Genomic DNA, 25,743 nt, shown 5'->3' with positions numbered 1-25,743 from the left:
CATGTCCCTCAGACTCAGGCGGTAAGGGCTTCGGAGAGGCGGTTCAGTCGACCGCGCACCGACCCGTCGATGACGGTGTCGCCGGCGCGCAGGATGGCGCCCCCGATAAGCTTCGGATCCACCTGAGTGGTAATGGAGATTTCGCGATTCAGCCGCTTCTTGAGCGCGCCGGCGAGCTTGTTCTGCTGCTTGTCGTCGAGTTCGTATGCCGAGACGACGACGACCTCGATACGCTTTTCGTGCTCGGCGCGCAGCTGCTCGAAGTGCTCGGCAATGGCGCTCAGCGTGGCCAGTCGTCCGCTCTCGCCCAGGGTGTCGATGAAGCGTCGTGACGCTTCATCGAGTTCGACCTCGGCCAGTTCGACGATCAGCTCGACCTTGCGCTCGGTGGTCAGACTGGGGCTGGCGAGGAGCTTCTGTACGTCGCGCACGGCAACGACAGCTCCCAGCTTGCCCAACCAGTCAGACCAGCTTTCCAGCGCCTGGTGATCGCGTGCGAACTCGAACGCTGCCCTGGCGTAGGGTCGTGCGACGGTAGACAGTTCCGCCATGGATCACCTCCCTCACAGTTCGGCAGCGAGCTTGTCGAGCAGCTTGCGGTGTGCCTTCTCGTCGACGGAGGCTTCCAGGACGCGCTCGGCACCGGTGATGGCAAGCGTCGCCACCTGGGCGCGAAGCTCTTCCTTGGCGCGATTGATCTCCTGGTCGATCTCGGCGCGGGCGCTGGCGACCAGACGTTCGCCTTCGGCGCGAGCCTGTTCGCGGGCTTCCTCGATCATCTGGCTGGAGCGCTTGTGGGCCTGCTCGAGAATCTGCGAAGCCTGCTCCTTGCTCTCACGCAGCGTCTGAGCCGCCTGCTCCTGAGCAAGCTCGAGGTCACGTGACGCCCGGCTGGCCGCATCGAGACCATCGGCGATCTTCTTCTGGCGCTCGTGAAGCGCGGTGCTGATCGGCGGCCACACATACTTGATACAGAACCAGACAAAGATCGCAAAGGCGATCGTCTGCCCGATTAGCGTCATGTTGATATTCACGGGAATGTACCTCTGACAGGTTCGTGGCGACCGGAAACGAGCAAACCGAGCGCCTTGGCGCTCGGCAGGTCGTTAACCGGCAACGACGAAGATCAGGTACATCGCGATACCGACGCCGATCATCGGCACGGCGTCGAGCAGGCCGGCCATGATGAAGGTCTTGGTCTGCAGCTGGTCGCCCAGCTCGGGCTGACGCGCAGTGGACTCGAGCAGCTTGCCACCGAGGATGGCGAAGCCGATGCCGGTGGCCAGAGCGCCCAGACCGATGATGATGGCAGCTGCAATGTAGACCATTTCCATGATGTTACTCCTGGTATTGAGTTGAGGTTTCAGCGGGTTAGGGGTTGAAGCGTTTCAAGCGTTGCTCGGTTCAGTGGTGCTCGTGGGCGGCACTCAGGTACACGATGGTCAGCACCGTGAAAATGAAGGCCTGCAGGGTGACCACCAGGATGTGGAAGATGGCCCACGGCACGTCCAGCACCCAGATCGCCCAGAACGGCAGCAGCGCAATCAGGATGAAGATCACCTCGCCGGCGAACATGTTGCCGAACAGTCGCATGGCGAGGCTGAAAGGCTTGACCAGCAGGCCGATCACTTCCAGCAACAGGTTGAAGGGGATCAGCAGCCAGTGATTGAAGGGGGTCAGCGACAGCTCCTTGGCGAAGCCGCTGGCGCCCTTGACCTTGAGACTGTAGTAGATAATGAGGATGAAGACCCCCAGGGCCATGCCCAACGTGGCGTTGGGGTCGGTAGTGGGTACGATCTTCATGTACTCGACGCCGAGACGAGCGAAGAGCTCCGGGAAGTAGTCGACCGGAATGATCTTGAGCGTGTTCATCAGCAGAATCCACACGAACAGCGTCAGCGCCAGCGGGGCGATGATGGGATTCTTGCCGTGGAAGGCGGAGCGAACCAGCCCCTCGATGAATTCGATGACCATTTCGACAGCGTTCTGCAGGCCGCCGGGAACGCCGGTGGTGGCCATCTTGCCGGCCTTGCGGAACAGCCAGATGAACAGCAGGCCCATGGCGATGGACCAGCCCATGGTGTCCACGTGGATGGCCCAGAACCCCATCTCCTGTGCTTCGGTCGAGGAGTGGGCGAACGACCAGCCGTTCTCGGGGTGACGGCCGAAGGTCAGGTTCTGTAGGTGGTGCTGGATGTAGTACGTTGCCGTGACTTCGCTTCCTGCTGCCATGCTGTCGTTACCTCGATTCAGGGAGCCGGTTTGTCACGCATGAGCCAAGGAGCCAGCCAGTGCGCGAGCAGAACCGCCATATATGCGACAAAGAAGTAAATTGGGTTTGAGGGAGGCGCTGTCACGAACACCGCGGCAAGCAGTGCCACCGTCAAACCGAACTTTCCCGCCTCGGCCCGGTAGAAATTCGAGACGAAGCGACGTGCCTGTCTGCCTCCACGAACCGAGCCGATGCGCCAAGCAAAGTAAAGGGAGGGAATCAGGCTAACCAGCCCGCCCAGCAGAGCTGACAGCGCTGCGCCGCTACCCGACATCAACGCGCCGATGCCTGTCATCGCGAGCGTGACGAGCCCTTGCACCTGTACCAGCCGGGCAATGGCAACCCCTCCGCGTCTTCTGGCAGTGTGTCGGTGCATCTGTTGACAGTCCTGCCCTGACTTGAGGCGGCCAAGCGCCGACTGAATCGAGCGTGTCGCTCAGGCAAACAACGGCGGATTATAGGGAAGCACCTCAACCGGTTCAACCGAACAAGGCGCTTTTACGTACGAATGACGCGGCTTTGCGACCAAAGGCGGAGCAATTGTCGACAGCGGCAGCAGGCCGGTCGACTCAGCGAATGTGCTCGAGAATACCGTCGAGCTCGTCCAGACTCGAGTAGCGTATGGTCACACGTCCCTTGCCACCACGACCGTGCTGGATCTTGACCGGCGCCCCGAGCAGCTCGCCAAGACGGGTTTCGAGGCGTGCCACATCGGGGCTGGGCGCCGGGGCGGCGGCTTTCTTCGGCTCCCCCTGGGCGAGGCGCTTCACCAGCGCCTCGGTATCGCGCACGGTGAGATCCTTGTTGACCACTTCATGCGCCGCGCGGCGCTGCTTGGCGGCGGGCAGCACGAGCAGGGCGCGGGCGTGTCCCATGTCGAGATCGCCGCGCTCGAGCAGCGTCTGCACCTCGGGGTCGAGCGCCAGCAGGCGCAGCAGGTTGGTGACCTGGGCGCGAGATTTACCCACGGCATCCGCGACCTGCTGCTGGGTGAGTTCGAACTCGTCGATCAGGCGCTTCAGCGCCAGCGCCTCCTCCACCGGATTGAGGTTCTCGCGCTGAATGTTCTCGATCAGCGCCAGCGCCAGGGCAACTTCGTCGCTGACCTCGCGGATCACTGCCGGGATGGTGTCGAGTTCGGCCAGTTGGGCGGCACGCCAGCGGCGCTCGCCAGCAATGATCTCGTAGCGCGATTCACCGACCGGCCGTACCACGATGGGCTGCATGACGCCCTGGGCACGGATCGAGTCGGCCAATTCCTCCAGCGCCTCGGGCTGGATGTCGCGGCGCGGCTGGTACTTGCCACGCGAGAGCTGGCCCAGCGGCAGGCGCTCGAGCCGCTCCTCGACGGCAGCGGGCTGGGCGACGCTGGCCTCGTCTTCGTCATCGGGCTGGCCTTCCACCTCGGGCAGCTCGAGAGTCTCGCGGCGACGGGCGCCGGCACCGATCAGGGCATCCAGGCCGCGGCCCAGGGCGCGTTTACGCGTCATCAGCATTCCCTCATCACAACGAGCGGATCACGACAGGCGGTTTTCACCGGTCGCGTCACAGCGACAGGCGACGAATCAGTTCCTTGGCCAGCACCCGGTGGGCCTGGCTGCCACGCGAGAAGCGGGCGTATTTGGTCACCGGCAGGCCGTGGCTCGGCGCCTCGGCCACCCGCACGTTGCGCGGTATTGTGGTCTTGAGCAGCGCTTCGCCGAAGTAATCGCGCAGCTGCTTGGAAACGTCCCGCGTCAGGCTGTTGCGACCATCGAACATGGTACGCAGGATGCCATAAATCGCCAGGTTCGGGTTCACGCTGTCCTTGATCTGCTCCACGGTGTCGAGCAGTGCCGAGAGCCCTTCCAGGGCGTAGAACTCGCACTGCAGCGGGATCAGCACGCCGTCAGCGGCGGTCAGCGCGTTGACGGTGAGCATGTTGAGTGAGGGCGGACAGTCGATCAACACCACGTCGTATTCGCTGGCGACGCTGGCCAGGGACTCGGTCAGACTGCGCTCCCGCCCCTCGGCACGGTCGAGCAGTTCCACCTCGGCGGCGGTCAGGTCGCCATTGCCCGGCAGCAGGGTATAACCGGCGGTGGGGCAATCCAACATCACCTCGGGCGCACTCTTCTCGCCCAGCAACAGGTCGAGCACGCTGCCCTCGAGCGAGTGCTTGTCGACACCGCTACCCATCGTGGCATGGCCCTGGGGATCGAGGTCGACCAACAGCACGCGGCGGTCCAGTGCTGCCAGGCTGGCGGCCAGGTTGACGGCGGTGGTGGTCTTGCCCACGCCGCCCTTCTGGTTGGTCAAGGCGATGATTTGGGTCACGGGCGACTTCCTTGCGTCGAAGGCACGCTCACAGGCGGCCTGGGTTGGAATCGGTTCGCTCGACGATCAGCAACTGACGCTCCCCCACAGTGAACGGTACCGCCAGCATGTGGCGCTCGCGCAAGGCCAGTCCGGCGTCCAGGCCGGCCAGTTCCTCGTCGGCAGCCGGCCCTTTCATGGCCAGCCAGCGGCCGCCCGGCGCCACCAGATGGTCGGTCAGCCGCGTGAAGTCCGCCAGGCTGGCGAAAGCCCGCGAGATCACCTGGGCATAACCGCCGTCCGGTGCTGCAAAGGCCTCGACCCGAGCCTGTACCGGCGTGGCGTTGACAAGCCCCAGTTCCAACACCGCCTGACGCTGGAAGCGCACCTTTTTGCCGTTGCTGTCGAGCAGTGTAACCGAGAGGCCCGGCTCAAGAATCGCCAGCACCAGCCCGGGCAGACCGGGACCGGCGCCTACGTCGAGCAGCACGCCTTCGACGACGAAAGGCAGAACCGTCGCACTGTCGAGCACGTGTCTGGCCACCATCTCTTCCGGTGAGCGTATCGCCGTGAGGTTATAGGCGCGATTCCACTTGTGCAACAGCCCGACCAGACGCAGCAGCCGTTCGCGTTGTGTGCCGTCGATATCGAGACCAAGCGCAGCAAGTCCTTGGTCGAGCCGTGCTGTCACCGGTGACGTGATGGCATCGCTCATCCGTTGGCCACCCGATTGTCCTCGAGCAGGCGACGTTTCTTCAGGTGAATCAGCAGGATCGACACCGCCGCCGGCGTCACGCCGGAGATCCGTGAGGCCTGCGCCAAGGTCCCGGGCCGCGCTTCGGCGAGCTTCTGGCGAATCTCATGGGAGAGCCCTTCGACCTGGGCGTAATCGAGATCGGCCGGCAGCGGCGTGGCCTCGTGGCGCTTGAGCTTGTCGATCTCGTCCTGCTGACGGTCGATGTAGCCCTGGTACTTGGCCTGGATCTGGACCTGTTCTGCCACGGCTTCGTCGTCGACGGGCTCGCCCGTGAGGTGCGCCACGTCGCCATAGCCGAACTCGGGCCGCTTGAGCAGGTCGAGCAGGCTGTATTCGCGGGACAGCGGCTTGCCGGTCTTCTCCTCGATGGCTGCCGCTGCCGCAGTGCCGGGCTGCACCCAACTGGCCTTGAGCCGGGCGCTCTCGCGCTCGATCGCCTCGCGCTTGGTACTGAACGCAGCCCAGCGTGCCTCGTCCACCAAGCCCAACTCACGACCGGCCTCGGTGAGACGCAGGTCGGCGTTGTCCTCACGCAGCAACAGCCGATACTCGGCGCGTGAAGTGAACATGCGGTAGGGCTCCTTGGTGCCCAAGGTGATCAAGTCGTCGACCAGTACGCCGAGGTAGGCCTCGTCGCGGCGTGGCCACCAGGCCTCGAGCCCCTTGGCGCGACGCGCGGCATTGAGGCCTGCGAGCAGCCCCTGGGCGCCGGCCTCCTCATAGCCGGTGGTGCCGTTGATCTGCCCGGCGAAAAACAGGTTGTGGATAAATTTGGTTTCCAGCGAGTGCTTGAGATCGCGGGGATCGAAGAAATCGTACTCGATGGCGTAGCCGGGCCGGGTGATGTGGGCATTCTCCAATCCCTTGATCGAGCGCACCACCTGCAGCTGCACGTCAAAGGGCAGCGAAGTCGAGATGCCGTTGGGGTAGAGCTCATGGGTATCGAGCCCTTCCGGTTCGATGAACACCTGGTGGCTCGCCTTGTCGGCGAAGCGATGCACCTTGTCCTCGATCGACGGACAGTAACGCGGTCCGACGCCCTCGATCACGCCCGAATACATCGGTGAGCGGTCGAGGTTGGCGAAGATGGTCTCGTGGGTGCGCTCGTTGGTGTGAGCAATGTGGCAGCTCACCTGGCGTGGGTGCATGTCGCGACGCCCCAGGTAGGACATTACCGGTGTCGGGCTATCGCCCGGCTGCTCCTCGAGCACGGCGAAATTCACGCTCTTGGCATCCAGCCGTGGCGGAGTGCCGGTCTTGAGCCGGTCGACCCGGAACGGCAGCGCCCGCAGACGCTCCGCCAGGGCATTGGAGGGAGGATCGCCGGCACGACCGCCGCGGCTCCGATCCAGGCCGATATGGATCACCCCACCGAGGAAAGTGCCGGTACACAGCACCACGGTTTCAGCATGGAAGCGAATGCCGGTCTCGGTGACTACCCCACGCACCGTGTCGTTTTCCACCAGCAGATCTCCCGCCGCCTGCTGGAAGATCGTCAGGTTCGGCTGGTTCTCCAGCATGCCGCGGATAGCGGCCTTGTAGCGCACGCGATCGGCCTGAGCACGGGTAGCCCGCACGGCCGGTCCCTTGCGAGCGTTGAGTACGCGGAACTGGATGCCGCCGAGATCGGTGGCCAGGCCCATGGCTCCCCCCAGCGCATCGATCTCCTTGACGAGATGGCTCTTGCCGATGCCACCGATGGCGGGATTGCACGACATCTGCCCGAGGGTCTCGATGTTGTGGGTCAGCAGCAGGGTCTGACAGCCCATGCGGGCGGAGGCCAGAGCGGCTTCGGTTCCCGCATGGCCGCCGCCGATGACGATGACGTCAAAGCGGTCGGGATACTCCAAGGTGCACCTCGTTGCGCTAGTGCGCGGATGTTGCCAGTGACGAAAAACAGCCTGCCAGTATAAACCTCCTGTGGGTAAGCGTCAGGGTTTTCCACACCGTCTCTGCCAGCAGGATCACTTTCCTACCAAATAACCAAAACAAAGTATCTAAAAAGAAAGAAGTTCTGCTGTGGTTGTGACTACTGGTGTGGACAATATTTGTGGATAAGAAGAAAAAATCAAGCAGGGTTAACGATTTGCTTTGTTAACTTCTATGCGGAGAAGAGGGTGACGAGCTGAGAGTTGCCAGTGTGGGGGCTGTGGATGAACCCTAACGTTTTCCACAGCCAGGACGCTACACCCTTTTTCCACCGTTGCCTACCTGGCTTGTCACCGTGACTGTGAACAGTCACGCGAAGCCAACGAAAAGGCGGCAACCATGCCGCTTGGAGCAACGAATCGAGGGTAGAGGAAAAATTCTTATCCACAGGCCGAAAAAACCCTGTCGAGTGCGACAGGGCCTGCCAGGGCGGACAGCAGCGGCCTTCTGTGGATCCCTCAGTGCTTGAGCACCCGCGACAGAAAGCTCTGGGTGCGCTCGTGCTGCGGGGAGTCGAAAAGGGTGTCTGGGGCAGCCTGCTCGACAATCTCGCCGCGATCGATGAAGACCACGCGATCGGCGACCTCCCGAGCGAATCCCATCTCGTGGGTAACGATGACCATGGTCATACCCTCGCGGGCGAGCTCACGCATGGCATCGAGCACTTCACCGATCATTTCCGGATCGAGCGCCGAGGTGGGTTCGTCGAACAGCATCAGGCGCGGTTCCATGGCCAGCGCTCTAGCCAGGGCGACGCGCTGCTGCTGCCCGCCGGAGAGCTGGGATGGGTACTTGTCCGCCTGGTCGGCGATGCCGACGCGTTCGAGCAGGCGGTAGGCAGTCTCGGTGGCATCGGCTCGGCTCCAGCCGCGCACCTTCATGGGCGCCAGCGTGACGTTATCGAGCACGCTGAGATGTGGAAACAGGTTGAACTGCTGGAACACCATGCCGACTTCGGTGCGGATTCTCTGCAGCGCGCGACCGCTCTTGCCGTCCGGTAGCAGCTCGTTGCCATCGACTTCGATGTGGCCAGCCTGGAACTCCTCAAGGCCATTGATGCAGCGGATCAGGGTGGATTTACCCGAGCCGCTGGCACCGATCACCACCACCACCTCGCCAGGCTGGATCTCGATCACGATGTCCTTGAGCACGTGCAGTTGTCCGAAGTGCTTGTTGACCCTGTCAAGGCGCACGATGGGGACAGCGTCGGCGTGTGTATCGTCTCGGCTCATGTCGCGCTCCTTATTGTCCGACCAGGCCCTTGCGCTCGAGCAGGCGCAGGGCGAATGACAGGCTCAGGGTTATCGCCAGATAGAGGAGGGCGACCATCAAGTAGACTTCCAGGGCGTTGAAGGTGGTGGCGATGTAGACCTGGCCCTGGCGGACCAGCTCGCCGACCCCGATCACCGAGAATAGCGAGGTGTCCTTGATACTGATAATGCCCTGGTTGCCAAGCGGCGGGATCATGCGGCGAAAGGCCTGGGGCCAGATGATGTAGCGAAACGACTGTACCCGCGATAGCCCTAGCGACAGGCTGGCCTCGCGCTGGCCACGCTCGATCGATTGCACGCCGCCGCGCACGATCTCCGAGATGTAAGCGCCGGAGTTCACCGCGATGGCGGCGATACCGGCGACCAGGGCATTGATCGGCCCGCCGAGAAGTTGGGGCAGGCCATAGAAGATGAAGAGCACCTGTACCAGTACCGGGGTGCCGCGGAAGATCTCGATATAGGCGATCGCCGGTACCCGTAGCCAGACGAGCGGGCTGATGCGCAGCAGGCCGAAGAGAATGCCGATGAGAAAGCCAATGGCCAGACCGCCGAAGGAGATCAGCAGGGTGTAGGGAATCCCTTTCAGCAGGAAGGGAATGGAGGCGAAGGCCGCCTCCCAGTCGAATTGGAAGGTGACATCCACGTGGATTCTCCCGTCGGGGGACTTGGCAGGGCAAGAGCGCCCGGGACAGTGGGACAGCGCGGCGGGGCCGGGCTTGCTCGGCCGGCCCCGCTATATCGATGCGCGGTATGACTCACTCGTCGTCGGTGTCGCCGAACCACTTGGCATGGATGTCATCGTAGGTGCCGTCCTCGCGCATTGCGGCCAAGGCCTCGTTGGCGGGCTCGACCCATTCGCTGCCCTTGACGAAGACGATGCCGTATTGCTGGCCCTCGTAGAGCGGGCCGACGACCTTGGTCCGGCCTTCGCCGCGGGTCTGGGCGAAGTAGGCGACATTGGGAGCGTCGTAGAAGACGGCGTCCGCGCTGCCACCGAGCAGGGCCATGTACATGTCGCTGCTGCCGGGGTAGGGCGTGATATCGGCACTGTCGCCGAGATTTTCCTGAAGGAAGTCGTAGCTGGTGGAGCCGACCTTGGTGGCGATGGTCTTGCCCTCGAGGTCGCTGATTTCTTCGACGCCATCCTCGTCGGCACGTACCAGAATCTTCAGGCCGCTGTCGTAGTAGGGATCCGAGAAGTCGACGATCTGGGCGCGCTCCTCGGTGATGGTGATACCGGCGATGGCGATATCCACGTTGCCGGTTTGGACGGCGGGAATGATGCCGTTGAAGTCCATGGTCTGCAGTTCGTAATCGAAGCCGGCCCGCTCGGCTACCTCGGCAATGATGTCCATGTCGAAACCGACCATCTCGCCAGTTTCCTGATCCATCATCTCGAAGGGCACGAAGCTCGGGTCGGTGACCACGTCGAGCGTTTCATTGGCGACAGCCAGGCTGGAAAGACCCAGTCCACAGGTGATGCCGGTAACTAGGGCGGCCGTCTTCACGTGTCGTTTCATACGTTTCCCCATGGTGAATTGTTGTGGCATTACGCCTTTAAACCATGGCGAGTCTACAGGGAAGCGTCAAGTTGGGCCGATTCTGTGCTGTTCTGGCGGTGTAAGCTAGAGAATCACACCATGAAGGAAGCGCCACAGCCACAGGTGGTCGTCGCGTTGGGGTTCTGGACCAGGAAGCGGGCACCGGCCAGCCCCTCTTCGTAGTCGACGGTGGAACCGACGAGGTACTGATAGGAGAGTTCGTCGACGACCAGGGCGACCTCGCCGAACTCGATGAGGGTATCGTCTTCACCGACCGATTCGGCAAAGTCGAAGCCGTACTGGAAACCCGAACAGCCGCCTCCCGTCACATAGACGCGCAGCTTGAGGTCGGGTTTGCCTTCTTCCTTGATGAGCGCCTTGAGCCGCTTGCCGGCAGCCTCGGAGAGCATCATGGGAGTGGGCACGAAGGATTGTGCGCCGCTCATGGGTTTCCTCCCGTGAGCTGAATGAATGGGTAACTGGGGATTATCCCTAATCCCCAGTAAAAGGGTCAACTATTACCGGGGATGGGAATTCTTTGCCTCAGGGCATCAGGGCATCAGGGCAGGAGCGGCAAGCCCGGCATTTTCGGCGAGTCCGAACATCAGGTTGAGGTTCTGTATCGCCTGGCCCGAAGCACCCTTGACCAGGTTGTCGATTACCGACAGTACCACCACGGTGTCGCCATCGCCGGGGCGGTGTACGGCCAGACGGCAGACGTTGGCGCCCTTGACGCTGCGGGTCTCGGGGTGACTGCCGGCAGGCATCACGTCGACGAAGGGCTCGTCGGCGAAGCGCTGCTCGAACAGCGCCTGGAGATCGCCCGGTTCACCCTTCAGGCGACCGTAGAGGGTAGCATGGATGCCGCGGATCATCGGGGTCAGGTGCGGCACGAAGGTCAGGGCAACTGAACCTCCCGCAGCGTCGTCCAGGCCTTGGCGGATCTCCGGAAGATGGCGATGTCCGGAGGCCCCATAGGCCTTCATCGATTCGCTGGCCTCGGCCAGCAGCGAAGGGACCTTGGCGCCGCGGCCGGCGCCGGTCACGCCGGACTTGCAGTCGGCAATGATGTGCCCGGCGTCGATCAGCCCGGCCTCGAGCAGCGGCAGCAGTCCCAATTGCACCGCCGTGGGATAGCAGCCGGGTACGGCGATCAGACGCGCCTGGCGAATGCGCTCGCGATGCATTTCCGGCAGCCCGTATACGGCTTCGTCGAGCAGTTCCGGGGCGCCATGTGGCTGGCCGTACCAGCGAGCCCACTCTTCGGCATCACGCAGGCGGAAATCGGCGGAGAGATCGATCACCCGAGTGCCCTGAGCGAGCAGCTCGCCGGCCAGGGCATGGGCGACACCGTGCGGCGTGGCGAAGAAGACCGCATCGCAGGCGCCCAGGCGGCGGGGGTCGGGCTCGCTGAAAGCAAGCGTATCGTAGTGACCGCGCAGGTTAGGGTACATGTCGCAGACGCGAACGCCGGCTTCCGAACGCGAGGTAATGGCTTCGATCTCGACCTCGGGATGCTGGGCCAGCAGTCTGAGCAGCTCGACCCCGGTGTATCCGGTACCGCCGACGATTCCGACCTTGATCACAACGCGACTCCTTCGAAGTTGGTCTGGCAGGGGCGATCGTCAACGGGACCGCCCTGTCCGGATATGATACACAAGAGAGAGGCTGGCGACCCAACCGCTTGCCATCGCGTCCAAGGAATCATCAGCACAGGAACGAATCGTGCCGCGCCTCTCGTTTCCCACCTTCAGTCTGGAAGGTTTTCGCCGCAAGCTGGCCAGTGTCGATGCCCTGCCGCAACTCTGCGTACTGGGGGTGCTGTCGGGGCTGCTGACCGGTGCCGTAATGGTCGCCTTCCGGCTGCTGCTCGAACTGGGTGGAGTCTTGTTCATGCCCGGCGGCGATCATGAGGCCTTCGAGAGGTTGGCGCCGCTGGTGCGCTCGAGCCTGCCGCTGGTAGCCGTGACCCTGATCGGCATTTTCCTGTGGCGCCAGCCAGCGGCGACCCGAAAGTTGGGAGTCGGCCATGTCATCGAACGCCTGACGTATCACCAGGGGCGCTTCCCCCTGCGCAACTGGATCAACCAGTGGTGGGTGGGGGTGGCCACGGTGCTGGGCGGGCTCTCCGCCGGTCGCGAAGGGCCGGCGATCCATCTTGGCGCGGCGGCGGCCAGTGGCCTCGGCCAGCAGTTGCGCCTGCCTCACAACAGTTTACGGGTACTGGTGGCCTGCGGTACGGCAGCGGGAATCTCGGCATCGTTCAACACGCCGATCGCTGGGGTCATCTTCGCCATGGAAGTGGTGATGATGGAGTATACCATCGCCGGCTTCATGCCGGTCATCCTGGCTTCCACCATGGGCGCGCTGGTGGCAATGCTGGTCTACGGTTCGGAGCCGGCCTTCCAGGTGCCTAGCGTCAGTCTCGGTTCGCTGGCGAATTTACCATGGATCGTGATTACCGCGCTGTTCATCGGTCTGCTGGCCGGACTCTTCATCCACGTGGCCAGAAGCGAGCGCATCGCTGGCTTGCCGGTGGTGGCACGCCTGGCGTTGGTGGCGCTAGCCACCGCGGCGGTAGCGTGGTGGTATCCTGCCGTGCAGGGCATCGGCTACGACAGCCTGGATGCCTCGCTGGCAGGCGAGCTGGCCGTGGACGTACTGCTGGCACTGGTAGTGGCCAAGCTGTTGCTGACGGCCATCACCGTGGCCAGCGGCATTCCCATCGGCATCATCGGTCCAGTGCTGGTGGTCGGTGCCGCCGCTGGAGCTTTGGCGGATCTGGTGGGAGCCTGGCTCTTCCCGCAGTTGGGTTCAGAGCCCGGCTTCTATGCCATGCTCGGCATGGCGGCGATGATGGGGGCCGTGCTGCAGGCACCGCTGGCCGCGCTGATGGCGCTGCTGGAGCTGACCCACAACCCCAACATCATCCTACCGGGCATGCTGGCAGTGGTGGTGTCGGGGTTGACGGCACGTCAGTTGTGCCGTTGCGACGGTTTCTTCATCAGCATGACCCGCCACGGCCTGCATCCGCTGCAGCAGCCGCTGATGCAGGCGCTCTCGCGGGTTTCAGTACCGGCGGTAATGGAGCGCAGTTTCGTCACCACGCCGCGTATGGTGACGCGCGACCAGGCCCGTGCCTTGCTCGATGCCAAGCCGGCCTGGATCCTGATCCTGCGCTCGACCGACGACAAGCCGACGCTGGCGCTCAAGGCCGCGGATCTGGCCCGTGCCCTGATCGACGAGCAGGAACTCGAGGAGATCGCTTTCGAGGAGGCATTGATCGATCTGCTGGAAGTGCCGGGGCTACGCCTGGAGATGGCGCCTATTCATTTGCAGGCGACCCTGTCGGAGGCGTTCACGCGGCTCAACGATCAGGCCGTCGACGCCCTCTACGTGGAGTATGGCCGGCGCCCGAAGCACAAGCGGATTTCGGGTATCATCACCCGCGGCGCCATTGAGCGTTACTATTCGCTGAAATGATTCTCTGCGCGATCGCCACCGCCGATTCAGACGGCCATCGCCACTTTACTTGAGAAACCAGCCCGAGGAGCCAGCATGTATTTGTGGATCAAGGCCCTGCACATCGTGTCCGTGGTGACCTGGTTTGCTGCGCTGTTCTATCTGCCGCGCCTGTTCGTCTACCATGCCATGGCGCGCGACAAGGGGGAACGGCAGGCTGCTGACACCTTCCTCGTGATGGAACGCAAACTCTATCGGGGCATCATGACCCCATCGATGATCGCCGTGATCGCGTTCGGGATCTGGCTGCTCTACCTCATGCCCCACTGGCTCGGCATGGGCTGGATGCACGTCAAGCTGTTGCTGGTAGTGTTGCTGGTGGCCTACCACCATGTCTGTCTGGTCTATCTAAAGCAGTTCGCCGCGGGTCGCTGCCAGTGCTCTCATGTGTTCTTCCGCTGGTTCAATGAACTACCTGTGATTGCCTTGCTGGTCATCGTGATCCTGGTCGTGCTCAAGCCGTTCTGACCATGGCGAGTGAAATGAACGAACAACTCCCGGTCGTACTGGTGCTGGCTGGCCATGACCCCACCGGTGGAGCGGGGCTCACCGCCGATGGCGAGGCGATAGCCGCCTGCGGTGGTTGGGCAGTGACGGTGCCTACGGCATTGACGGTGCAGGACTGTCGTGACGTGCATCGCGTGATACCGGTACCGGCCAATCTGATCGGTGACATGGCTCGGCGGCTCGGTGAATTTCGTCTGGCGGCGATCAAGGTCGGCCTGGTGGCTAGTCTCGAGACGCTCGATGCCGTGGTGGACATCGTCAAGGCGCATCCCGGGGTGCCGGTGGTGGTCGACCCGGTACTCAAGGCAGGAGGCGGCAAGGAGTTATCCACAACCGCCTTGGTCGATGCCTTCCGCGCCCGGCTGCTTCCCTTTGTGGATATCATGACGCCTAACCGCCTTGAACTCGCGCGCCTGGCCGATCCGCAAGCCCAGGATGACTGTGAGCGAGCCCGGAGCCTGCTCTCGCTCGGTTGTCGTGCCGTACTGGTGAGTGGCAGTGACGATCCCGATGTCGGCGTTCCCGGCGACGAGGTCGAGCTGGCGCTGTACAGCGCCGACGGACGCTTCGCCTGGCGCTGGAGGCGGCTGAAAGGGAGTTTTCACGGCTCGGGCTGTACCTTGGCCTCGGCGCTTGCTGCGCGTCTGGCGGTGGGCGATCCATTGCAGCTTGCCTGCGAGCGAGCCCAGCGCTTTGCCTGGCAGGCGCTGGCGCACGCTTGGCAGCCGGGCAAGGCACAATCGTTGCCGCGCCGCCTTGCCGTGACGGGGGGGATGCATGGCATCGGGCAGGACGTGACCCTACCCCCCTCAATGAGCGAAAATCACCGGAACTTCACCGCACACTCCAAGGTTATCCAAGAAATTATCCACAGCATGGAGGTGGCAAGCGATGTCCCTCCCGCCATGGAACGCCATCACACTCGCGACCGCAATGAGGCTCACATGACCACATCCGCAACGCTCTTCGAACAGGCCTGCCGTCATATTCCCGGCGGCGTGAACTCTCCGGTGCGCGCCTTCAAGGGGTTGCAGCGGCCGCCCGTGTTCATCGAGCGAGCGCAGGGGGCCTATCTGTTCGACGTGGAAGGAAAACGCTACGTCGATTACGTCGGTTCCTGGGGCCCGATGATCACTGGCCATGCCGACCCCGATGTGTTGGGTGCCGTGCGCAGCCGGCTCGACAACGGTCTTTCGTTCGGCACCCCGACGGCGATCGAGACCACCATGGCCGACCTGATCTGCGACATGATCCCGTCGATCGACCTGGTGCGCATGGTCAACTCGGGTACCGAGGCCACCATGTCGGCGATTCGACTGGCACGCGGCTTCACCGGACGTGACAAGATCGTCAAGTTCGAGGGCAATTACCATGGCCACTCGGACTCGCTGCTGGTCAAGGCCGGCTCCGGCGCCCTGACCCACGGCGAGCCCAGCTCGCCCGGCGTGCCCGCTGCGCTGGCGGAGCACACCATCACCCTCTCCTACAACGATCTCGACGAAGTGGAGGCCTGCTTCGAGGAGATCGGCAGCCAGATCGCCTGCATCATCGTCGAGCCGGTGGCCGGCAACATGAACTGCATCCCACCGCAGCCCGGCTTCCTCGAAACCCTGCGCCGAGTTTGCACCGAATACGGGAGTGTGCTGATCTTTGACGAGGTGATGACCGGTTTTCGGGTGGCCATGGGCGGTGCCCAGGCGCATTACGGCATCGAGCCCGACCTGACCTGTCTGGGTAAGATCGTCGGTGGCGGCATGCCGGTGGGTGCCTTCGGTGGCAAGCGTGAGATCATGGAGCAGATCTCACCGCTGGGGCCGGTTTACCAGGCAGGGACGCTTGCGGGCAATCCCCTGGCCATGGCGGCGGGCATCGCGCTGTTGACCAAGCTGCGCGAGCCCGGCTTCCACGATGCCCTGGCGCAGCGCGTCGAGACGCTCTGCCATGGCCTGCAGGAGCGTGCCGATGCCGCCGGCGTTGACATGATCACCCAGCGTGCCGGCGGAATGTTCGGATTGTTTTTCACCGGGCAGTCCCGGGTCGACAACTTCGCTCAGGCCACGGCTTGCGATGCCGATGCCTTCCGTCGCTTCTTCGCAGCGATGCTGGACGAAGGCGTCTACCTGGCACCCTCCGCGTACGAGGCGGGCTTCATGTCTAGTGCCCATACGCCGGAAGACATTCAATGGACGCTGGACGCTGCCGAGAAGGCCTTTGCCCTGGTACGTCGGCCTTGACCAAGCTCAACCGTTAACGGGAGTGAACATGGACGCTACTTCAGCACCCTGCCCGACCTCTTCATCGAGCGCCATCGGCGTGGATGAACTGATCGATTCGCTGGTGGCGTCCCATCGGACCTTCGTCGACGATCTTCCCTACGTAGCCTCGTCGGCTTGCCTGGCCGCCACGCGCGCGCTGGTCGAAGACGAGGTGAGCGCGCTAGAGGCACGGCTGACGGGCGAGGAGGATCGGCGCTGCCTGTTGCGGCTGAGAGACTGGCTGGAGCAGGAAATGCTGCGACTCGAACCCTGGTTCGAAGAGCGCGGCGAACCGCGCCCGAGCTGGGTCGCGGGGCGCCAGGCCATGCCGCTGTGTGATCGGCAGCGACTCGTGATGGCCAATGCCCTCGATCTCGAAGCCACGGATCCACTGGCCAAGCGCTGCCTCGATCCGGGCTTCGACCTGGTATCGCTGCTGGTGGGCCTGTACGTGCGCGATGAGACGCGGCTTGCCCATTATGCCCTTGACCGTTACCTGCGGCTTTCGGGCGATTATGCGCTCACCCGGCTCATCTCGGTGTTCGCGGTATGCCGATCGCTTGCTGGTGCCCGGCGAGCGCTGCAGCACTGGGAGCCGGAGAGCAAGCCAGCGTTTCGGGTCGCCGAGATCATGACCGAATGTCGGCGCTATCTCGATCTGGCCGAGCGGGTCTCCAATTTTCGCTTTCCTCCGCTGATCATCGGTGTTGGCGTGTCCGGCAGCGGCAAGAGCCGCTTCATGGCCGAGATCGTCGAGCGGCTAGGCGCCGTGAGACTGTGCTCGGATGCCGAGCGGCGGCGCCTCTTCGGACTTTCTCCACAGGCGGTAGTGCAAGATCCGGCTGTGGATATCTTCAGTGCGGAAACGACCGAGCGTACCTATCATCGTCTGGCCAGCCTGGCCGGATTGCTGCTCAACGCCGGCATTCCGACCTGCATCGATGCCACTTGCCTGACCTATGTCCAGCGGCAGCTGCTGCGGCAGCAGGGCGAGGCGCGCGGCCTGCCGGTGCTCATCGTCAGCTTCGAGGCCGACGAGGAAACCCTGCGGGCACGTATCGCCAAGCGCGCCAAGCGGCAGGGGAGCAACCCGGTCATGAGCCTTGACGTGCTCGAACGGCAGCAGGCGCTATTCGAAGAATTCCGCGACGAGGAGCGTCCTCATCTATTGCGAATCGATACCACCGCCGAGCATGTCGGCGATACCTTGGCGCTGTTGGTCGAGAAACGGGTCAGTCTGAGCTACAGCTGAGGGAGCGTCATGAAACGACCTTTATGGCTTCTTGTGGCGGGACTGGCAGGGATGAGCGCGGGCCTTGGCGCAGCAGGAGAGAACCGGATGTCAATGGAAGCGCATCAATCTCACGGCGGTTCGGCAAACACGATTCAGGTGCGGTTCGATGGTGAACCCGGCACGAGGTTTCAAGCCGCGTTGACGATAGAGGGTGCAGATCGCTCGATGACACATGAGTTGGAAGAAACCGTTCCCATCGAACGTATCTACGAAGGAGAAGCGCTGGAAGCCAGCGTGCGCCAGATGAGTCGCGAGGGGGCTTTGACGGTGGAAGTTCGCAAGGGAGGGAGCGTCAGCCGTTCCAGTACCAGCGGGCAGGGTAGTGTGGTGAGGCTACGCGTACGCTAAGAACTGCTGCGCTCCGCCCTCCCTGGCGGCTTGCCCTTCGGGCCAGCCTAAAGGCTGGCTAGCGCGTTATCTGCTTTGGTTGTAGAGGTAGCGGTTGTAGATCGCCCAGCAGTGAAAGATGAGGAAGGTCACGAAGAACCCCACGACGATGAGCTTGGCCAGCGTCACCGTGATCATGCTCAGGGCCAGCATCTCTCCTTCGAAGATCGTCAGGTAGAATTTGAAAAACAGTCCGGCCCATAGAAAGAAGGTAAGGGCAACCATGAGCCCATCCCGTGCCTTGTAAACCAGGCTCTTTTTGGTGGGGTTGTGAATGACGACGGGAGCGAGTTTATTCATGGAAGATTTCTCCTCTGTCCGGACTTTTCCAAGTGGCAAACCTACCTTTTTGCCTTCTCAGGGCCTTGGGAAAGGCAATGACCACCGTTGCCATGTTCAGCATCCAGTAGGCAAGGGGATACCAAATGCACCAGTAAGCGCAGCGCAACATTCCCCTCTCGTATCTGCTGTCTATCGTGAAACTGACGATGAACTGGGTGAGTCCAATCAGTATGAGCGCACCGCCAAAGTATGAGTAAAGAAGATTGGGGTAGTCCGTCAATGGCGAAGCATAAGACAGGGCAATCAGCCATAGACAGATCATGAAGAACGCGGAGTAGCACCAGGCTACGCTCACGATATATTCCAATAGTAGTGGCCAGAAACGACGGTTCTTCCACCTCACCGTTTGCGAAAAGTACCTCAGGAAGACTTCCGCGCCACCCTGGGCCCAGCGTAGCCGCTGGCGAAACAGGCCGCGCAGCGTTTCCGGCATCAGTACCCAGCAGATGGCCCGCGGTTCATACCTGACCTGGCCTCCTGCGAGCTGAAGCCGCCAGCTGATGTCGATATCTTCCGTCACCATGTCGGTGTTCCAGCCTTCGATGGCCTCGAGGGCGCTGCGACGGAAGGCGCATACGACGCCGGAAATGGTAAAGACCATGCCGTAGATTCGCTGGGCCCGCTTGATCAAGCCGATGATAGAGGAGAACTCTCCCGTTTGTATCTTGCCAATCGCAGTCGAGCGTGTGCGCACTCTGGGATTACCGGTAACGCCGCTGACATGGGGACTCTGAACGAAATGACTTACCATGTAGCCTATGGCGTCGTAGTCGAGAATGGCATCGCCATCGATCCCTACGATGATGTCTCCTGTAGCTTCGGACAGGCCATGGTTGAGTGCGCTTGCCTTGCCTCTATTGAGCTGGTGAATGACCCGCAGGCTTTGGGAAAACGTTTTCAAAGCCTCCAGCTTGTCTGCCGTATCGTCGGTACTCCCATCGTTGATAGCGATGATTTCGACGTTGGGATAATTCTGCTGGAACAGATGCCCTACGGTTTCGTTTATGTTGGCGCCTTCGTTATAGCACGGAAGCAGAATGGTGACCTTGGGAGATTCGGCATCCCAATGAAAACTGTCCGGCCATGGCTGTTTTATCTCCCAGTGGAGATAGAAATAGATTCCCCCACAGATCCATACCGTCGCCATGACGCTAGGGTAGGAAAAGGTGAAGATGGAGAGCGCGTCGATGATGTTCATTTGCTCACTCCAAATCTTCGTCCTATGGAAAAGTGCGGCCGCAAGGCATTCATGTCGGGTTGATTGTTATGGAAATCGTCCGGGTAGTAGCCGATATGCTGGATGCCGGCATGCTTGATGGTGTCGATCCAGCTCGTCAGGGTCTCGTTGGGTATGGGGCTCGCGTCGCGCCAGTCTCGGGTCTGCAGCTCGAAAACGAGCTGATCGGCCGGCACGTTCGCCAGGGAGACCTGTGCCAGTTCCTGTAGCCAGCGCTGAGGGTCGTCCGCTTCTTCCATATACGGCATCGCCATGACCGCCACATAATCGTAGGCGGCGGCGAAATTCTCCGCGGATTGGGCGAACCACGCCTGGCTCTGCGGCTCGATGATGGGAAGCGCGTAGATATTGCGTGACGTCGTGAATCGCTTGTTGTCCGCCTGGCGGTAGTAGTCGGCCGACTGCGCCAGTTCGAGAGTGAAATCCGTCAGGAAAGCGGTTTTCCTGCGTGTCCAATCGTCCATTAGCGTTGCGTCCCGGCGCATCGTGTCGATATCGCGGGGCAGGTGCCACGCCGTTTCATAGGTTTCCAAGGCGTCTTCGCCGGCATCTTCGTAGTCGGTGAGATAGGCATCGTCATGGAATAGCAGGCCGTCGAACTTGGTCAGCCTGCCGAGATCCTGGTAGATCTCACCAATGATGCGTCTGTTGGTTGCGGAATAGGGTGACAGGCGCAGGTAATGTTCGCTCGCGACCCGTCCGGTTCGCGCATCCGTCACGTATTCGTGGCCTGGACCCAGGTCGAATGCGAGGACCGGCATCCAGGCATAGACCTTGACGTTGGCACGCTTCTTCAACTGCCAGGCGACCCGGTTGAACAGGTCCGCGCGCATGGGGAGATGGCGGTTGGGAAAGTAGAGGGCCTCGGCCACCCCATTGCCGTTGGGATCGGCAAAGGCCTGCAAATAGACCGTGGTGACGCCGAAGCGGTAGATTCGGTCGACCAACAGGTCCAGGTTGGCTTCCTGCTGGATGGGATCGGGATCGTAGACGTAGTCGAGATCGACATGGACGATCCTCAGCTCGTCCCGCTCCCAGATGCGATTGCCGAGTATCTCCTCGAAGGTCTGTAGGCTGGTTTCCTGGTCGATCAGATAGCGGCCCATGACCGCTGTCCCCTGGCCGATCCGGTTGGGCTCGCTGAGCAGGCTGAAGCTGTTGGGCATGCCATGTTCGGCAGCGATGTCCAGCGTGGCTCGGCTGTAGGCGCCATAGGGCCATACCATGATGCGCGGCGCCGTTCCGGTAATCTCCTCCAACTGGTGACTCGCCCTGCGCATGTCGTTGCTTATGCGCTGCAGATAGTCCGCTTCGCTTTCGTAGCCGGAGGATTGCCAGCGGCTGGTGACGGCGGCGGCCTGCTGGTTGCCTTGCGGGTTGCCCATCAGGCCGTAGTGGAGGTCGTAGGTATGGGAGGCGATCTCGACCAGTGGGTCGTCGTGCAGCGCCCGCAGCTGTTCGCGGGTCATGAAGCGATCGCGCTCGAGGAGGGTTTCGCCGTAGGGGACCCAACCTGTTGCAGGCACGTCGATCCAACTGCCCACCACGGCCGTGATCGCGGGATAGCCATACAGCTTGAGCAATGGGTAGACGATGTCGTAGAAGCTTCGGTAACCATCGTCGAAGACCAGCAGGACTGCGTTGTCGGGCAGCGCAGCAATGCCGGCTTCGGCGTCGAGCACCTGTTGGAACGAAACGGGCTGGTAGCCGCGGGAGCGGATCAGGTTGAAGTGTTCGATGAGGCGGGTCCGGGTGATCGTCTGCGGCAGCAGGGCCACCCCCGGCGATACGCTCAGGTCGACCACGTCGTGATAGCTGATCACTACGTAATCGCCAGACTCCCGTGCCGCCAGAGCCGGCTGCATTAGGCTCGCGATGACCAGCAAACCGAAGAGAAGGGCCGATCTGGCGCTCATGGGAATCTCCACACCAAGGCTCCTGTCAGTACCGTGTCGTGTTCCGCCTGACCGTCATACACGGCCCGCTCCCGGGCAATGCCGTACTCCAGGGAGACGCTAGGCAGGAACTCCCAGCGCTGGTGATAGCCGAGACTCCAGGTTTCTTCGCTGGCTTCGCCACGCTGCCAGTAGCGACCGGCACCGAGCGTGACGCCCTGGGTAAAGGTTTGGCGGTAACCCAGGGGATGGGCGTACTCGAGCAGCAGCTCCCCGCTGAGGTGGGTGTCGCGCTCGGGGTTGTAGTAGCTGGCCTGCACGTCGTCGTTGCGCGTTCCGCCGATCCAGCCCGTTGCGGCGAGCAGCCAGCGGTCGCGCTGGTACAGCCTCTCCTGCCAGTAGCCGAGGATGCTGCGACGCAGGTTGCCATCGTCGAAGTCGGTCAGGCTCAGCTCCGTACCTAGCGTGCGCCTTTCGTCATGACGATAGGACACGGCGGCGCGATAACGGTCGGCGTGGACGTCGTCGTTGAGGGCACGCAGGGGAGTGGTGAGGCTGTTGTATTCGGCGCCAAGCGTGACGGCGAGGTGATCGGTGAAATCGTGGCGCAATGTGGCGCCGAAATGCGGCTCGTCATTGCGCTGCATGCCATGCCCGGCTGACAGCGTCAGTTGGCTGGGAAACAGGTTCCATTCATAGCCTGCGATGACGTATCCCGCCCGCAGCGACTCCTCTTCGAAGGTGCCGTATTGGTGGCGGTGCTGCACATAGTAGCGCGAGCCGTTGTCGTCGCGTGGCGAGCGGAACACGATGTCGCTGAGCCATTCCCGTGAGGCCTGAGTGCTACCGCCGCCTTGCCCATCGCTGCGCTCCACGGAGAGGGCTAGCTCCGCTGCGCGCTGCTCCCGCCACTCTCGTTCGAGGTTGTCCCTCGATACGCTGGGCTTGGCGCTGTCGAGTTCATGGCGGACCTGTCCAACCGTGCCCCTCCAACGGCCTTGCTGGAGCCTGGCGATCAGCTCGCCATGACGCGCCGTGTCGCGTTGCTCGGGGCCAAGCAGCGATGCGGCACGCTGGTAGTCGGCCTGGGCCTGCTCGAGCCAGCCTCGCCAGCGGCTGATATCGCCCCTCAGCTGCCACAGATAAGGGTTGGCAGGTGCTTCGGCGAGGTAGGCATCGACCTGTGCGCGCGCCTCGCGTTCATTACCGCGCCAGGCCATGAGCATGGTGTCGAGCAGGAGCACCTTCTGCAGGTTGGGATTCTCGATCTGCGTCGTGCCGGTAAAGTCTCTGCGGTAGAGAGGCTCGGCGTGCCGCCACGCTTCCAGCAGGCGCTGTGCCTCACGGTGGCGTCGTGCATCCGTATAACTGAAGAACAGCCCTTCGTAGAGAGGATCGCTCAGGTCGTCGCCCCGCTGCGGCTCGTCGTGCAGAATGGCCTGGTAGATCGGGATGGCTTGTTCGGGGCGCCCCAGCCCGCTAAGGGCATGAGCCCTGGCCCGCAGCACATAGTTGGGCAGGGAGCCGTACTGCAGCAGCAGCCGCTGGCTCATTGCCTCGGCTTCGGTGAAGCGGCGCAGTTGCGCCAGCGCCACGATCTTGTCGCGCTCGGCCAGCAAGCCAAGATCGTGGTCCACATCCTCCGACTCCAGCACCTGGTCGAGCCGGCCAAGGCCCCGTTCGATGCTTCGGTGATCGTCGACATGAATCCCGAGGCGGATGTCGTTTACCCCCTCGTAGTAATGTAGCCATAGCGCGTCGCTGGCATTGAATAGGCCGGGCTGGCGTTCGAGCAGTTCGCGGGCAGGCTCACTGGCACCGAGGCCCACCGCGAGGCGGTAGAGCGCGCGTATTTCGTTGACGCGCTCCGGCTGGCGTTCGACCAGCGCTTGGCGTGCCTGCAGTTCGGCCAGGGCATTATTCGTTTCGGCGGCCAGATAGCCTCTCGCCTCCATCGCTTCCAGCGTGGGACCGGCAAGTATCTCGTAGCGCTTCAGTGTGCTTTCGGCGAGCACGTAGCGGCCCTGGTCGACGTAAACCAGGGCCTGGCCCAGCCAGGCTTCCGCATGTTCGGGGTGGCGGTGGCCCAAGGCCGTGAAATAGTCCAGTGCGCGGCGCGGCTCTCCTGCGTCGCGGGCTGCGCCGGCCAGGTCGAGCAGCTCACCGGCGGACAAGCTATCGATCGGGCACCCGGGACAGACTTCCAGCGCCGCCGTGGGACGCCGGGCCCGGATCAGCAGCGCGATGAGATCGGCACGCACCGAAGCGGCGCCGGTTTCGGCATACAACGCTTCGAGGCCGTCGATCGCCGTGGACAACTCTCCGGCGTCGGCTTGCCCCACCAGGGCCTCGCGGCGCGTTTCCACGGGGGCTTGCCCATGGGCGGCGAGGGACAATGCGAGCGACAGTAGCAAGACGGCGGCGGGGGTGAGTTTCATCGGCCGGATTCCGGGAACGGTGACAAGGGGCGCAAAAAGGCCCCGCAGCGCGGGGCCCGGTGGCACAGGGCGCTATCAGTTCTGATAGACGTTGGCAGTGTTGGCGCCACCCACTTGTGAGGTGATTGCGGCGTTGTTGTGGCCCATCTGCACATGGGTGGCTGTGTTGGTGGCAAGACTCATCAGGCCGCCAAGATAGCCGGATGAGGCTGCTTGTGTGATGGAAGAGTAATGACCATTGCCGGACTGGAAGGAGTCGGCCAGGTCGTTGTAGCCGCTCTGTACCACCTCGGAGGTGTTGTGGCTGCCGGACTGCACGATGAGCGCATCGTTGTTGAAGTTGCTCTGGTCGACAGTAGCGGTATTGTACTTGCCGTCCTGGGTGATGTCGGCGGTGTTTTTCATGTCTCGCTGAAGGACTTCGGCAACGTTTCTGGTACCTGCCTGTACGATGGTGGAGTCGTTGAAGCTGCCATCCTGATCGACGTCGGCATAGTTGTTGATGCCGGACTGGGTGATGTCGGAGGCATTCTTGACCCCATCCTGCCGCACCTGCGCGATGTTGTTCCTGCCGTCCTGTACCGTATCGGAGCTGTTGGCAAAGCCGCTCTGACTGATATCGGCAAAGTTGTTCCATCCGTTCTGGTAGGTGGAGGCACTGTTTTTGGTGCCTTCCTGATTCACCTGAAGGACGTTTTGCGTTCCAATCTGCTGACTATCGGATGTGTTGAACTGGCCGGATTGGGTAACGGCGGCGCTGTTGTTCGTACCATCCTGAAAGACGTCGGCATTGTTGGCCATGCCTTCCTGCTCGATATCCGATACGTTATGGCCCCACCATCCCTGCTGATGAACGGTCGCACCGTTGCCGACACCGTCCTGGCTGACGCCCGAGGTATTGTTCCCACCCCAGCCTTGGGTGTACTGGGATACGCTCACATCGTTGTCGTAACCTACCTGGTCGACATTCGATACGTTGCCATTGGCCAGAGCCGTACCTGAGAAGGCAACAGCCGCTGCCATTACAGTCATCTTGAACTTCATTTTTCATTCCCTCTCGTTGAAATCCCTGGTTGAGCCGATGCCTCCAGGGCGGAGTTCGAGAAACGATAGCCAGGCTATCACTTCCGTTTTCCATTTACGGTTTCAAGCGTCTCTACATCCTGTTTCGTTGGTCATGCTTCCTGCACCTTCCCCGTGAGCCACGAGCTAAGCCTTAATATCGATAGACCTGCACGGAGGCCTGTCCACGTGAGAACTGGGTAACAGTAATGGGGCTGGTACGATGGGTCCCCAACTGGTGAATTTCGGCACTACCATATACGCCATGCTGGTTGATGATGGCCTCCTTGCCGTATCCGGCCTGCACGATTTCGGCATCGTGTCCGTGGCCCTTCTGCAGAATCGAAGCTTCCATCTTAGCGCCGGCCTGTACTATCCGAGCTTCATTTGCCGTTCCCAACTGCCTGGCGCTGGCGATATTGGCCGAGCCTTGCTGAACGATTTTTGCGCTATTGTAACTACCGCTCTGTACGATGACGGAATCATTGCCGTAGCCAGTCTGATAAATCGTTGAATTTTGTTGAGAAAGTGAATCTTCTGGCTCAGGGTGGAGCTCAGATCCCGGCATGAGATCGGTCGCCTTGGAGGCGTTTGCCAGAAGAGTCATCCCTATCACAAGTGTAACGATTCCGTAGTTTTTCATGGCGACTCATTCTTTGGATTTTACGTTAAGTAACAGCAGTGTCGGATTGCGTGAAAGTTTCTTCCATAATTCATAAGTTTCAATTTCAGTATTGAT

Annotated in this window: 25 protein-coding genes and 1 pseudogene; 6 read left to right on the top strand and 20 right to left on the bottom strand. The window is 62.1% G+C overall.

Annotation, left to right across the window (positions count from 1 at the left end):
- Positions 1-14 precede the first annotated feature (14 nt).
- The 14 genes from HOP51_RS00835 to argC all read right to left on the bottom strand — a co-directional run bounded on the left by HOP51_RS00835 (position 15) and on the right by argC (position 11,651).
- Positions 15-551 carry a F0F1 ATP synthase subunit delta gene (locus HOP51_RS00835; RefSeq protein WP_234272049.1) on the bottom strand — a complete coding sequence of 179 codons (537 nt, stop codon included), beginning with the start codon at positions 549-551 and terminating at the stop codon, positions 15-17.
- 12 nt (positions 552-563) lie between these two features.
- Entirely contained in the window at positions 564-1,034 is a 471-nt protein-coding gene (locus HOP51_RS00830) for a F0F1 ATP synthase subunit B (RefSeq protein WP_159555592.1), read from the bottom strand.
- A 72-nt stretch (positions 1,035-1,106) separates the two neighbouring features.
- Positions 1,107-1,334, bottom strand: a complete 228-nt coding sequence (gene atpE, locus HOP51_RS00825; RefSeq protein WP_159555593.1) for a F0F1 ATP synthase subunit C — start codon at positions 1,332-1,334, stop codon at positions 1,107-1,109.
- Between the two features lie 70 nt (positions 1,335-1,404).
- Entirely contained in the window at positions 1,405-2,232 is an 828-nt protein-coding gene (atpB, locus tag HOP51_RS00820; RefSeq protein WP_159555594.1) for a F0F1 ATP synthase subunit A, read from the bottom strand.
- 17 nt (positions 2,233-2,249) lie between these two features.
- Positions 2,250-2,648 carry an ATP synthase subunit I gene (locus HOP51_RS00815; protein WP_159555595.1) on the bottom strand — a complete coding sequence of 133 codons (399 nt, stop codon included), beginning with the start codon at positions 2,646-2,648 and terminating at the stop codon, positions 2,250-2,252.
- Positions 2,649-2,841: 193 nt separating this feature from the next.
- Positions 2,842-3,762: a ParB/RepB/Spo0J family partition protein gene (locus HOP51_RS00810; RefSeq protein WP_234272048.1), complete on the bottom strand. Its 921-nt coding sequence runs from the start codon at positions 3,760-3,762 to the stop codon at positions 2,842-2,844.
- A gap of 55 nt (positions 3,763-3,817) precedes the next feature.
- Entirely contained in the window at positions 3,818-4,588 is a 771-nt protein-coding gene (locus HOP51_RS00805) for a ParA family protein (RefSeq protein WP_159555596.1), read from the bottom strand.
- 28 nt (positions 4,589-4,616) lie between these two features.
- On the bottom strand, positions 4,617-5,282 hold the full coding sequence (gene rsmG / locus HOP51_RS00800) for a 16S rRNA (guanine(527)-N(7))-methyltransferase RsmG (protein WP_234272047.1): 666 nt from the start codon (positions 5,280-5,282) through the stop codon (positions 4,617-4,619).
- Positions 5,279-7,174 carry a tRNA uridine-5-carboxymethylaminomethyl(34) synthesis enzyme MnmG gene (gene mnmG / locus HOP51_RS00795; RefSeq protein ID WP_234272046.1) on the bottom strand — a complete coding sequence of 632 codons (1,896 nt, stop codon included), beginning with the start codon at positions 7,172-7,174 and terminating at the stop codon, positions 5,279-5,281. The genes rsmG and mnmG overlap by 4 nt, the downstream gene beginning before the upstream one ends.
- A 537-nt stretch (positions 7,175-7,711) precedes the next feature.
- Positions 7,712-8,485, bottom strand: a complete 774-nt coding sequence (locus HOP51_RS00790) for an amino acid ABC transporter ATP-binding protein (RefSeq protein WP_267957552.1) — start codon at positions 8,483-8,485, stop codon at positions 7,712-7,714.
- Positions 8,486-8,495: 10 nt separating this feature from the next.
- The gene (locus HOP51_RS00785) at positions 8,496-9,167 is read right to left on the bottom strand and encodes an amino acid ABC transporter permease (protein ID WP_159555599.1); all 672 of its coding nucleotides are present in this window, start codon (positions 9,165-9,167) and stop codon (positions 8,496-8,498) included.
- Between the two features lie 112 nt (positions 9,168-9,279).
- A complete protein-coding gene (locus HOP51_RS00780; protein ID WP_234272045.1) occupies positions 9,280-10,044 on the bottom strand; it encodes a transporter substrate-binding domain-containing protein in 765 nt (254 codons plus the stop codon).
- 113 nt (positions 10,045-10,157) lie between these two features.
- Positions 10,158-10,511: an iron-sulfur cluster insertion protein ErpA gene (erpA, locus tag HOP51_RS00775; protein ID WP_234272044.1), complete on the bottom strand. Its 354-nt coding sequence runs from the start codon at positions 10,509-10,511 to the stop codon at positions 10,158-10,160.
- Between the two features lie 105 nt (positions 10,512-10,616).
- Complete coding sequence (gene argC, locus HOP51_RS00770; RefSeq protein ID WP_234272043.1) at positions 10,617-11,651, bottom strand: N-acetyl-gamma-glutamyl-phosphate reductase; 1,035 nt, start codon at positions 11,649-11,651, stop codon at positions 10,617-10,619.
- A 139-nt stretch (positions 11,652-11,790) separates the two neighbouring features.
- Here argC and HOP51_RS00765 point away from each other — a divergent pair, with 139 nt between their 5' ends.
- From HOP51_RS00765 to HOP51_RS00740, 6 genes and pseudogenes are all read left to right on the top strand, one after another.
- A complete protein-coding gene (locus tag HOP51_RS00765; RefSeq protein ID WP_234272042.1) occupies positions 11,791-13,548 on the top strand; it encodes a chloride channel protein in 1,758 nt (585 codons plus the stop codon).
- 75 nt (positions 13,549-13,623) lie between these two features.
- Positions 13,624-14,055 carry a protoporphyrinogen oxidase HemJ gene (hemJ, locus tag HOP51_RS00760; RefSeq protein ID WP_234272041.1) on the top strand — a complete coding sequence of 144 codons (432 nt, stop codon included), beginning with the start codon at positions 13,624-13,626 and terminating at the stop codon, positions 14,053-14,055.
- 2 nt (positions 14,056-14,057) lie between these two features.
- Positions 14,058-14,819, top strand: a pseudogene (gene thiD / locus HOP51_RS00755) (bifunctional hydroxymethylpyrimidine kinase/phosphomethylpyrimidine kinase); the annotation flags it as partial.
- Positions 14,820-15,038: 219 nt separating this feature from the next.
- On the top strand, positions 15,039-16,328 hold the full coding sequence (hemL, locus tag HOP51_RS00750) for a glutamate-1-semialdehyde 2,1-aminomutase (protein ID WP_234272245.1): 1,290 nt from the start codon (positions 15,039-15,041) through the stop codon (positions 16,326-16,328).
- A 28-nt stretch (positions 16,329-16,356) separates the two neighbouring features.
- A complete protein-coding gene (locus HOP51_RS00745) occupies positions 16,357-17,601 on the top strand; it encodes an AAA family ATPase (protein ID WP_234272040.1) in 1,245 nt (414 codons plus the stop codon).
- A 9-nt stretch (positions 17,602-17,610) separates the two neighbouring features.
- Entirely contained in the window at positions 17,611-17,991 is a 381-nt protein-coding gene (locus HOP51_RS00740; protein WP_234272039.1) for a hypothetical protein, read from the top strand.
- 66 nt (positions 17,992-18,057) lie between these two features.
- On the opposite strand, the gene HOP51_RS00735 is transcribed toward HOP51_RS00740, so the two are convergent.
- The 6 genes from HOP51_RS00735 to HOP51_RS00710 all read right to left on the bottom strand — a co-directional run bounded on the left by HOP51_RS00735 (position 18,058) and on the right by HOP51_RS00710 (position 25,647).
- Positions 18,058-18,330: a hypothetical protein gene (locus tag HOP51_RS00735; RefSeq protein WP_234272038.1), complete on the bottom strand. Its 273-nt coding sequence runs from the start codon at positions 18,328-18,330 to the stop codon at positions 18,058-18,060.
- Positions 18,323-19,570: a poly-beta-1,6-N-acetyl-D-glucosamine synthase gene (pgaC, locus tag HOP51_RS00730; protein ID WP_234272037.1), complete on the bottom strand. Its 1,248-nt coding sequence runs from the start codon at positions 19,568-19,570 to the stop codon at positions 18,323-18,325. The genes HOP51_RS00735 and pgaC overlap by 8 nt, the downstream gene beginning before the upstream one ends.
- On the bottom strand, positions 19,567-21,525 hold the full coding sequence (gene pgaB, locus HOP51_RS00725; protein WP_234272036.1) for a poly-beta-1,6-N-acetyl-D-glucosamine N-deacetylase PgaB: 1,959 nt from the start codon (positions 21,523-21,525) through the stop codon (positions 19,567-19,569). Before pgaB ends, pgaC begins: the two co-directional genes overlap by 4 nt.
- The gene (gene pgaA, locus HOP51_RS00720) at positions 21,522-23,942 is read right to left on the bottom strand and encodes a poly-beta-1,6 N-acetyl-D-glucosamine export porin PgaA (protein WP_234272035.1); all 2,421 of its coding nucleotides are present in this window, start codon (positions 23,940-23,942) and stop codon (positions 21,522-21,524) included. Before pgaA ends, pgaB begins: the two co-directional genes overlap by 4 nt.
- Before the next feature lie 75 nt (positions 23,943-24,017).
- Positions 24,018-24,986: a hypothetical protein gene (locus tag HOP51_RS00715; protein WP_234272034.1), complete on the bottom strand. Its 969-nt coding sequence runs from the start codon at positions 24,984-24,986 to the stop codon at positions 24,018-24,020.
- Positions 24,987-25,158: 172 nt separating this feature from the next.
- Positions 25,159-25,647: a hypothetical protein gene (locus HOP51_RS00710; protein ID WP_234272033.1), complete on the bottom strand. Its 489-nt coding sequence runs from the start codon at positions 25,645-25,647 to the stop codon at positions 25,159-25,161.
- Positions 25,648-25,743 lie beyond the last annotated feature (96 nt).

Origin of the sequence: Billgrantia zhangzhouensis, from assembly GCF_021404465.1 — a bacterium.
Lineage (GTDB): Bacteria > Pseudomonadota > Gammaproteobacteria > Pseudomonadales > Halomonadaceae > Halomonas > Halomonas zhangzhouensis.
This window is presented reverse-complemented; position numbering and strand designations above follow the sequence as displayed.

Excerpts from the sequence above, each read along its gene's own strand:
- pgaA (WP_234272035.1), bottom strand. The coding sequence starts at position 23,942 with ATGAAACTCACCCCCGCCGCCGTCTTGCTACTGTCGCTCGCATTGTCC.
- HOP51_RS00745 (WP_234272040.1), top strand. The coding sequence starts at position 16,357 with ATGGACGCTACTTCAGCACCCTGCCCGACCTCTTCATCGAGCGCCATC.
- hemJ (WP_234272041.1), top strand. The coding sequence starts at position 13,624 with ATGTATTTGTGGATCAAGGCCCTGCACATCGTGTCCGTGGTGACCTGG.
- atpB (WP_159555594.1), bottom strand. The coding sequence starts at position 2,232 with ATGGCAGCAGGAAGCGAAGTCACGGCAACGTACTACATCCAGCACCAC.
- pgaB (WP_234272036.1), bottom strand. The coding sequence starts at position 21,525 with ATGAGCGCCAGATCGGCCCTTCTCTTCGGTTTGCTGGTCATCGCGAGC.
- rsmG (WP_234272047.1), bottom strand. The coding sequence starts at position 5,282 with ATGAGCGATGCCATCACGTCACCGGTGACAGCACGGCTCGACCAAGGA.
- hemL (WP_234272245.1), top strand. The coding sequence starts at position 15,039 with ATGACCACATCCGCAACGCTCTTCGAACAGGCCTGCCGTCATATTCCC.
- HOP51_RS00810 (WP_234272048.1), bottom strand. The coding sequence starts at position 3,762 with ATGACGCGTAAACGCGCCCTGGGCCGCGGCCTGGATGCCCTGATCGGT.
- atpE (WP_159555593.1), bottom strand. The coding sequence starts at position 1,334 with ATGGAAATGGTCTACATTGCAGCTGCCATCATCATCGGTCTGGGCGCT.
- HOP51_RS00790 (WP_267957552.1), bottom strand. The coding sequence starts at position 8,485 with ATGAGCCGAGACGATACACACGCCGACGCTGTCCCCATCGTGCGCCTT.
- HOP51_RS00835 (WP_234272049.1), bottom strand. The coding sequence starts at position 551 with ATGGCGGAACTGTCTACCGTCGCACGACCCTACGCCAGGGCAGCGTTC.
- HOP51_RS00735 (WP_234272038.1), bottom strand. The coding sequence starts at position 18,330 with ATGAATAAACTCGCTCCCGTCGTCATTCACAACCCCACCAAAAAGAGC.
- HOP51_RS00780 (WP_234272045.1), bottom strand. The coding sequence starts at position 10,044 with ATGAAACGACACGTGAAGACGGCCGCCCTAGTTACCGGCATCACCTGT.
- HOP51_RS00815 (WP_159555595.1), bottom strand. The coding sequence starts at position 2,648 with ATGCACCGACACACTGCCAGAAGACGCGGAGGGGTTGCCATTGCCCGG.
- HOP51_RS00710 (WP_234272033.1), bottom strand. The coding sequence starts at position 25,647 with ATGAAAAACTACGGAATCGTTACACTTGTGATAGGGATGACTCTTCTG.
- HOP51_RS00740 (WP_234272039.1), top strand. The coding sequence starts at position 17,611 with ATGAAACGACCTTTATGGCTTCTTGTGGCGGGACTGGCAGGGATGAGC.
- HOP51_RS00715 (WP_234272034.1), bottom strand. The coding sequence starts at position 24,986 with ATGAAGTTCAAGATGACTGTAATGGCAGCGGCTGTTGCCTTCTCAGGT.
- pgaC (WP_234272037.1), bottom strand. The coding sequence starts at position 19,570 with ATGAACATCATCGACGCGCTCTCCATCTTCACCTTTTCCTACCCTAGC.
- erpA (WP_234272044.1), bottom strand. The coding sequence starts at position 10,511 with ATGAGCGGCGCACAATCCTTCGTGCCCACTCCCATGATGCTCTCCGAG.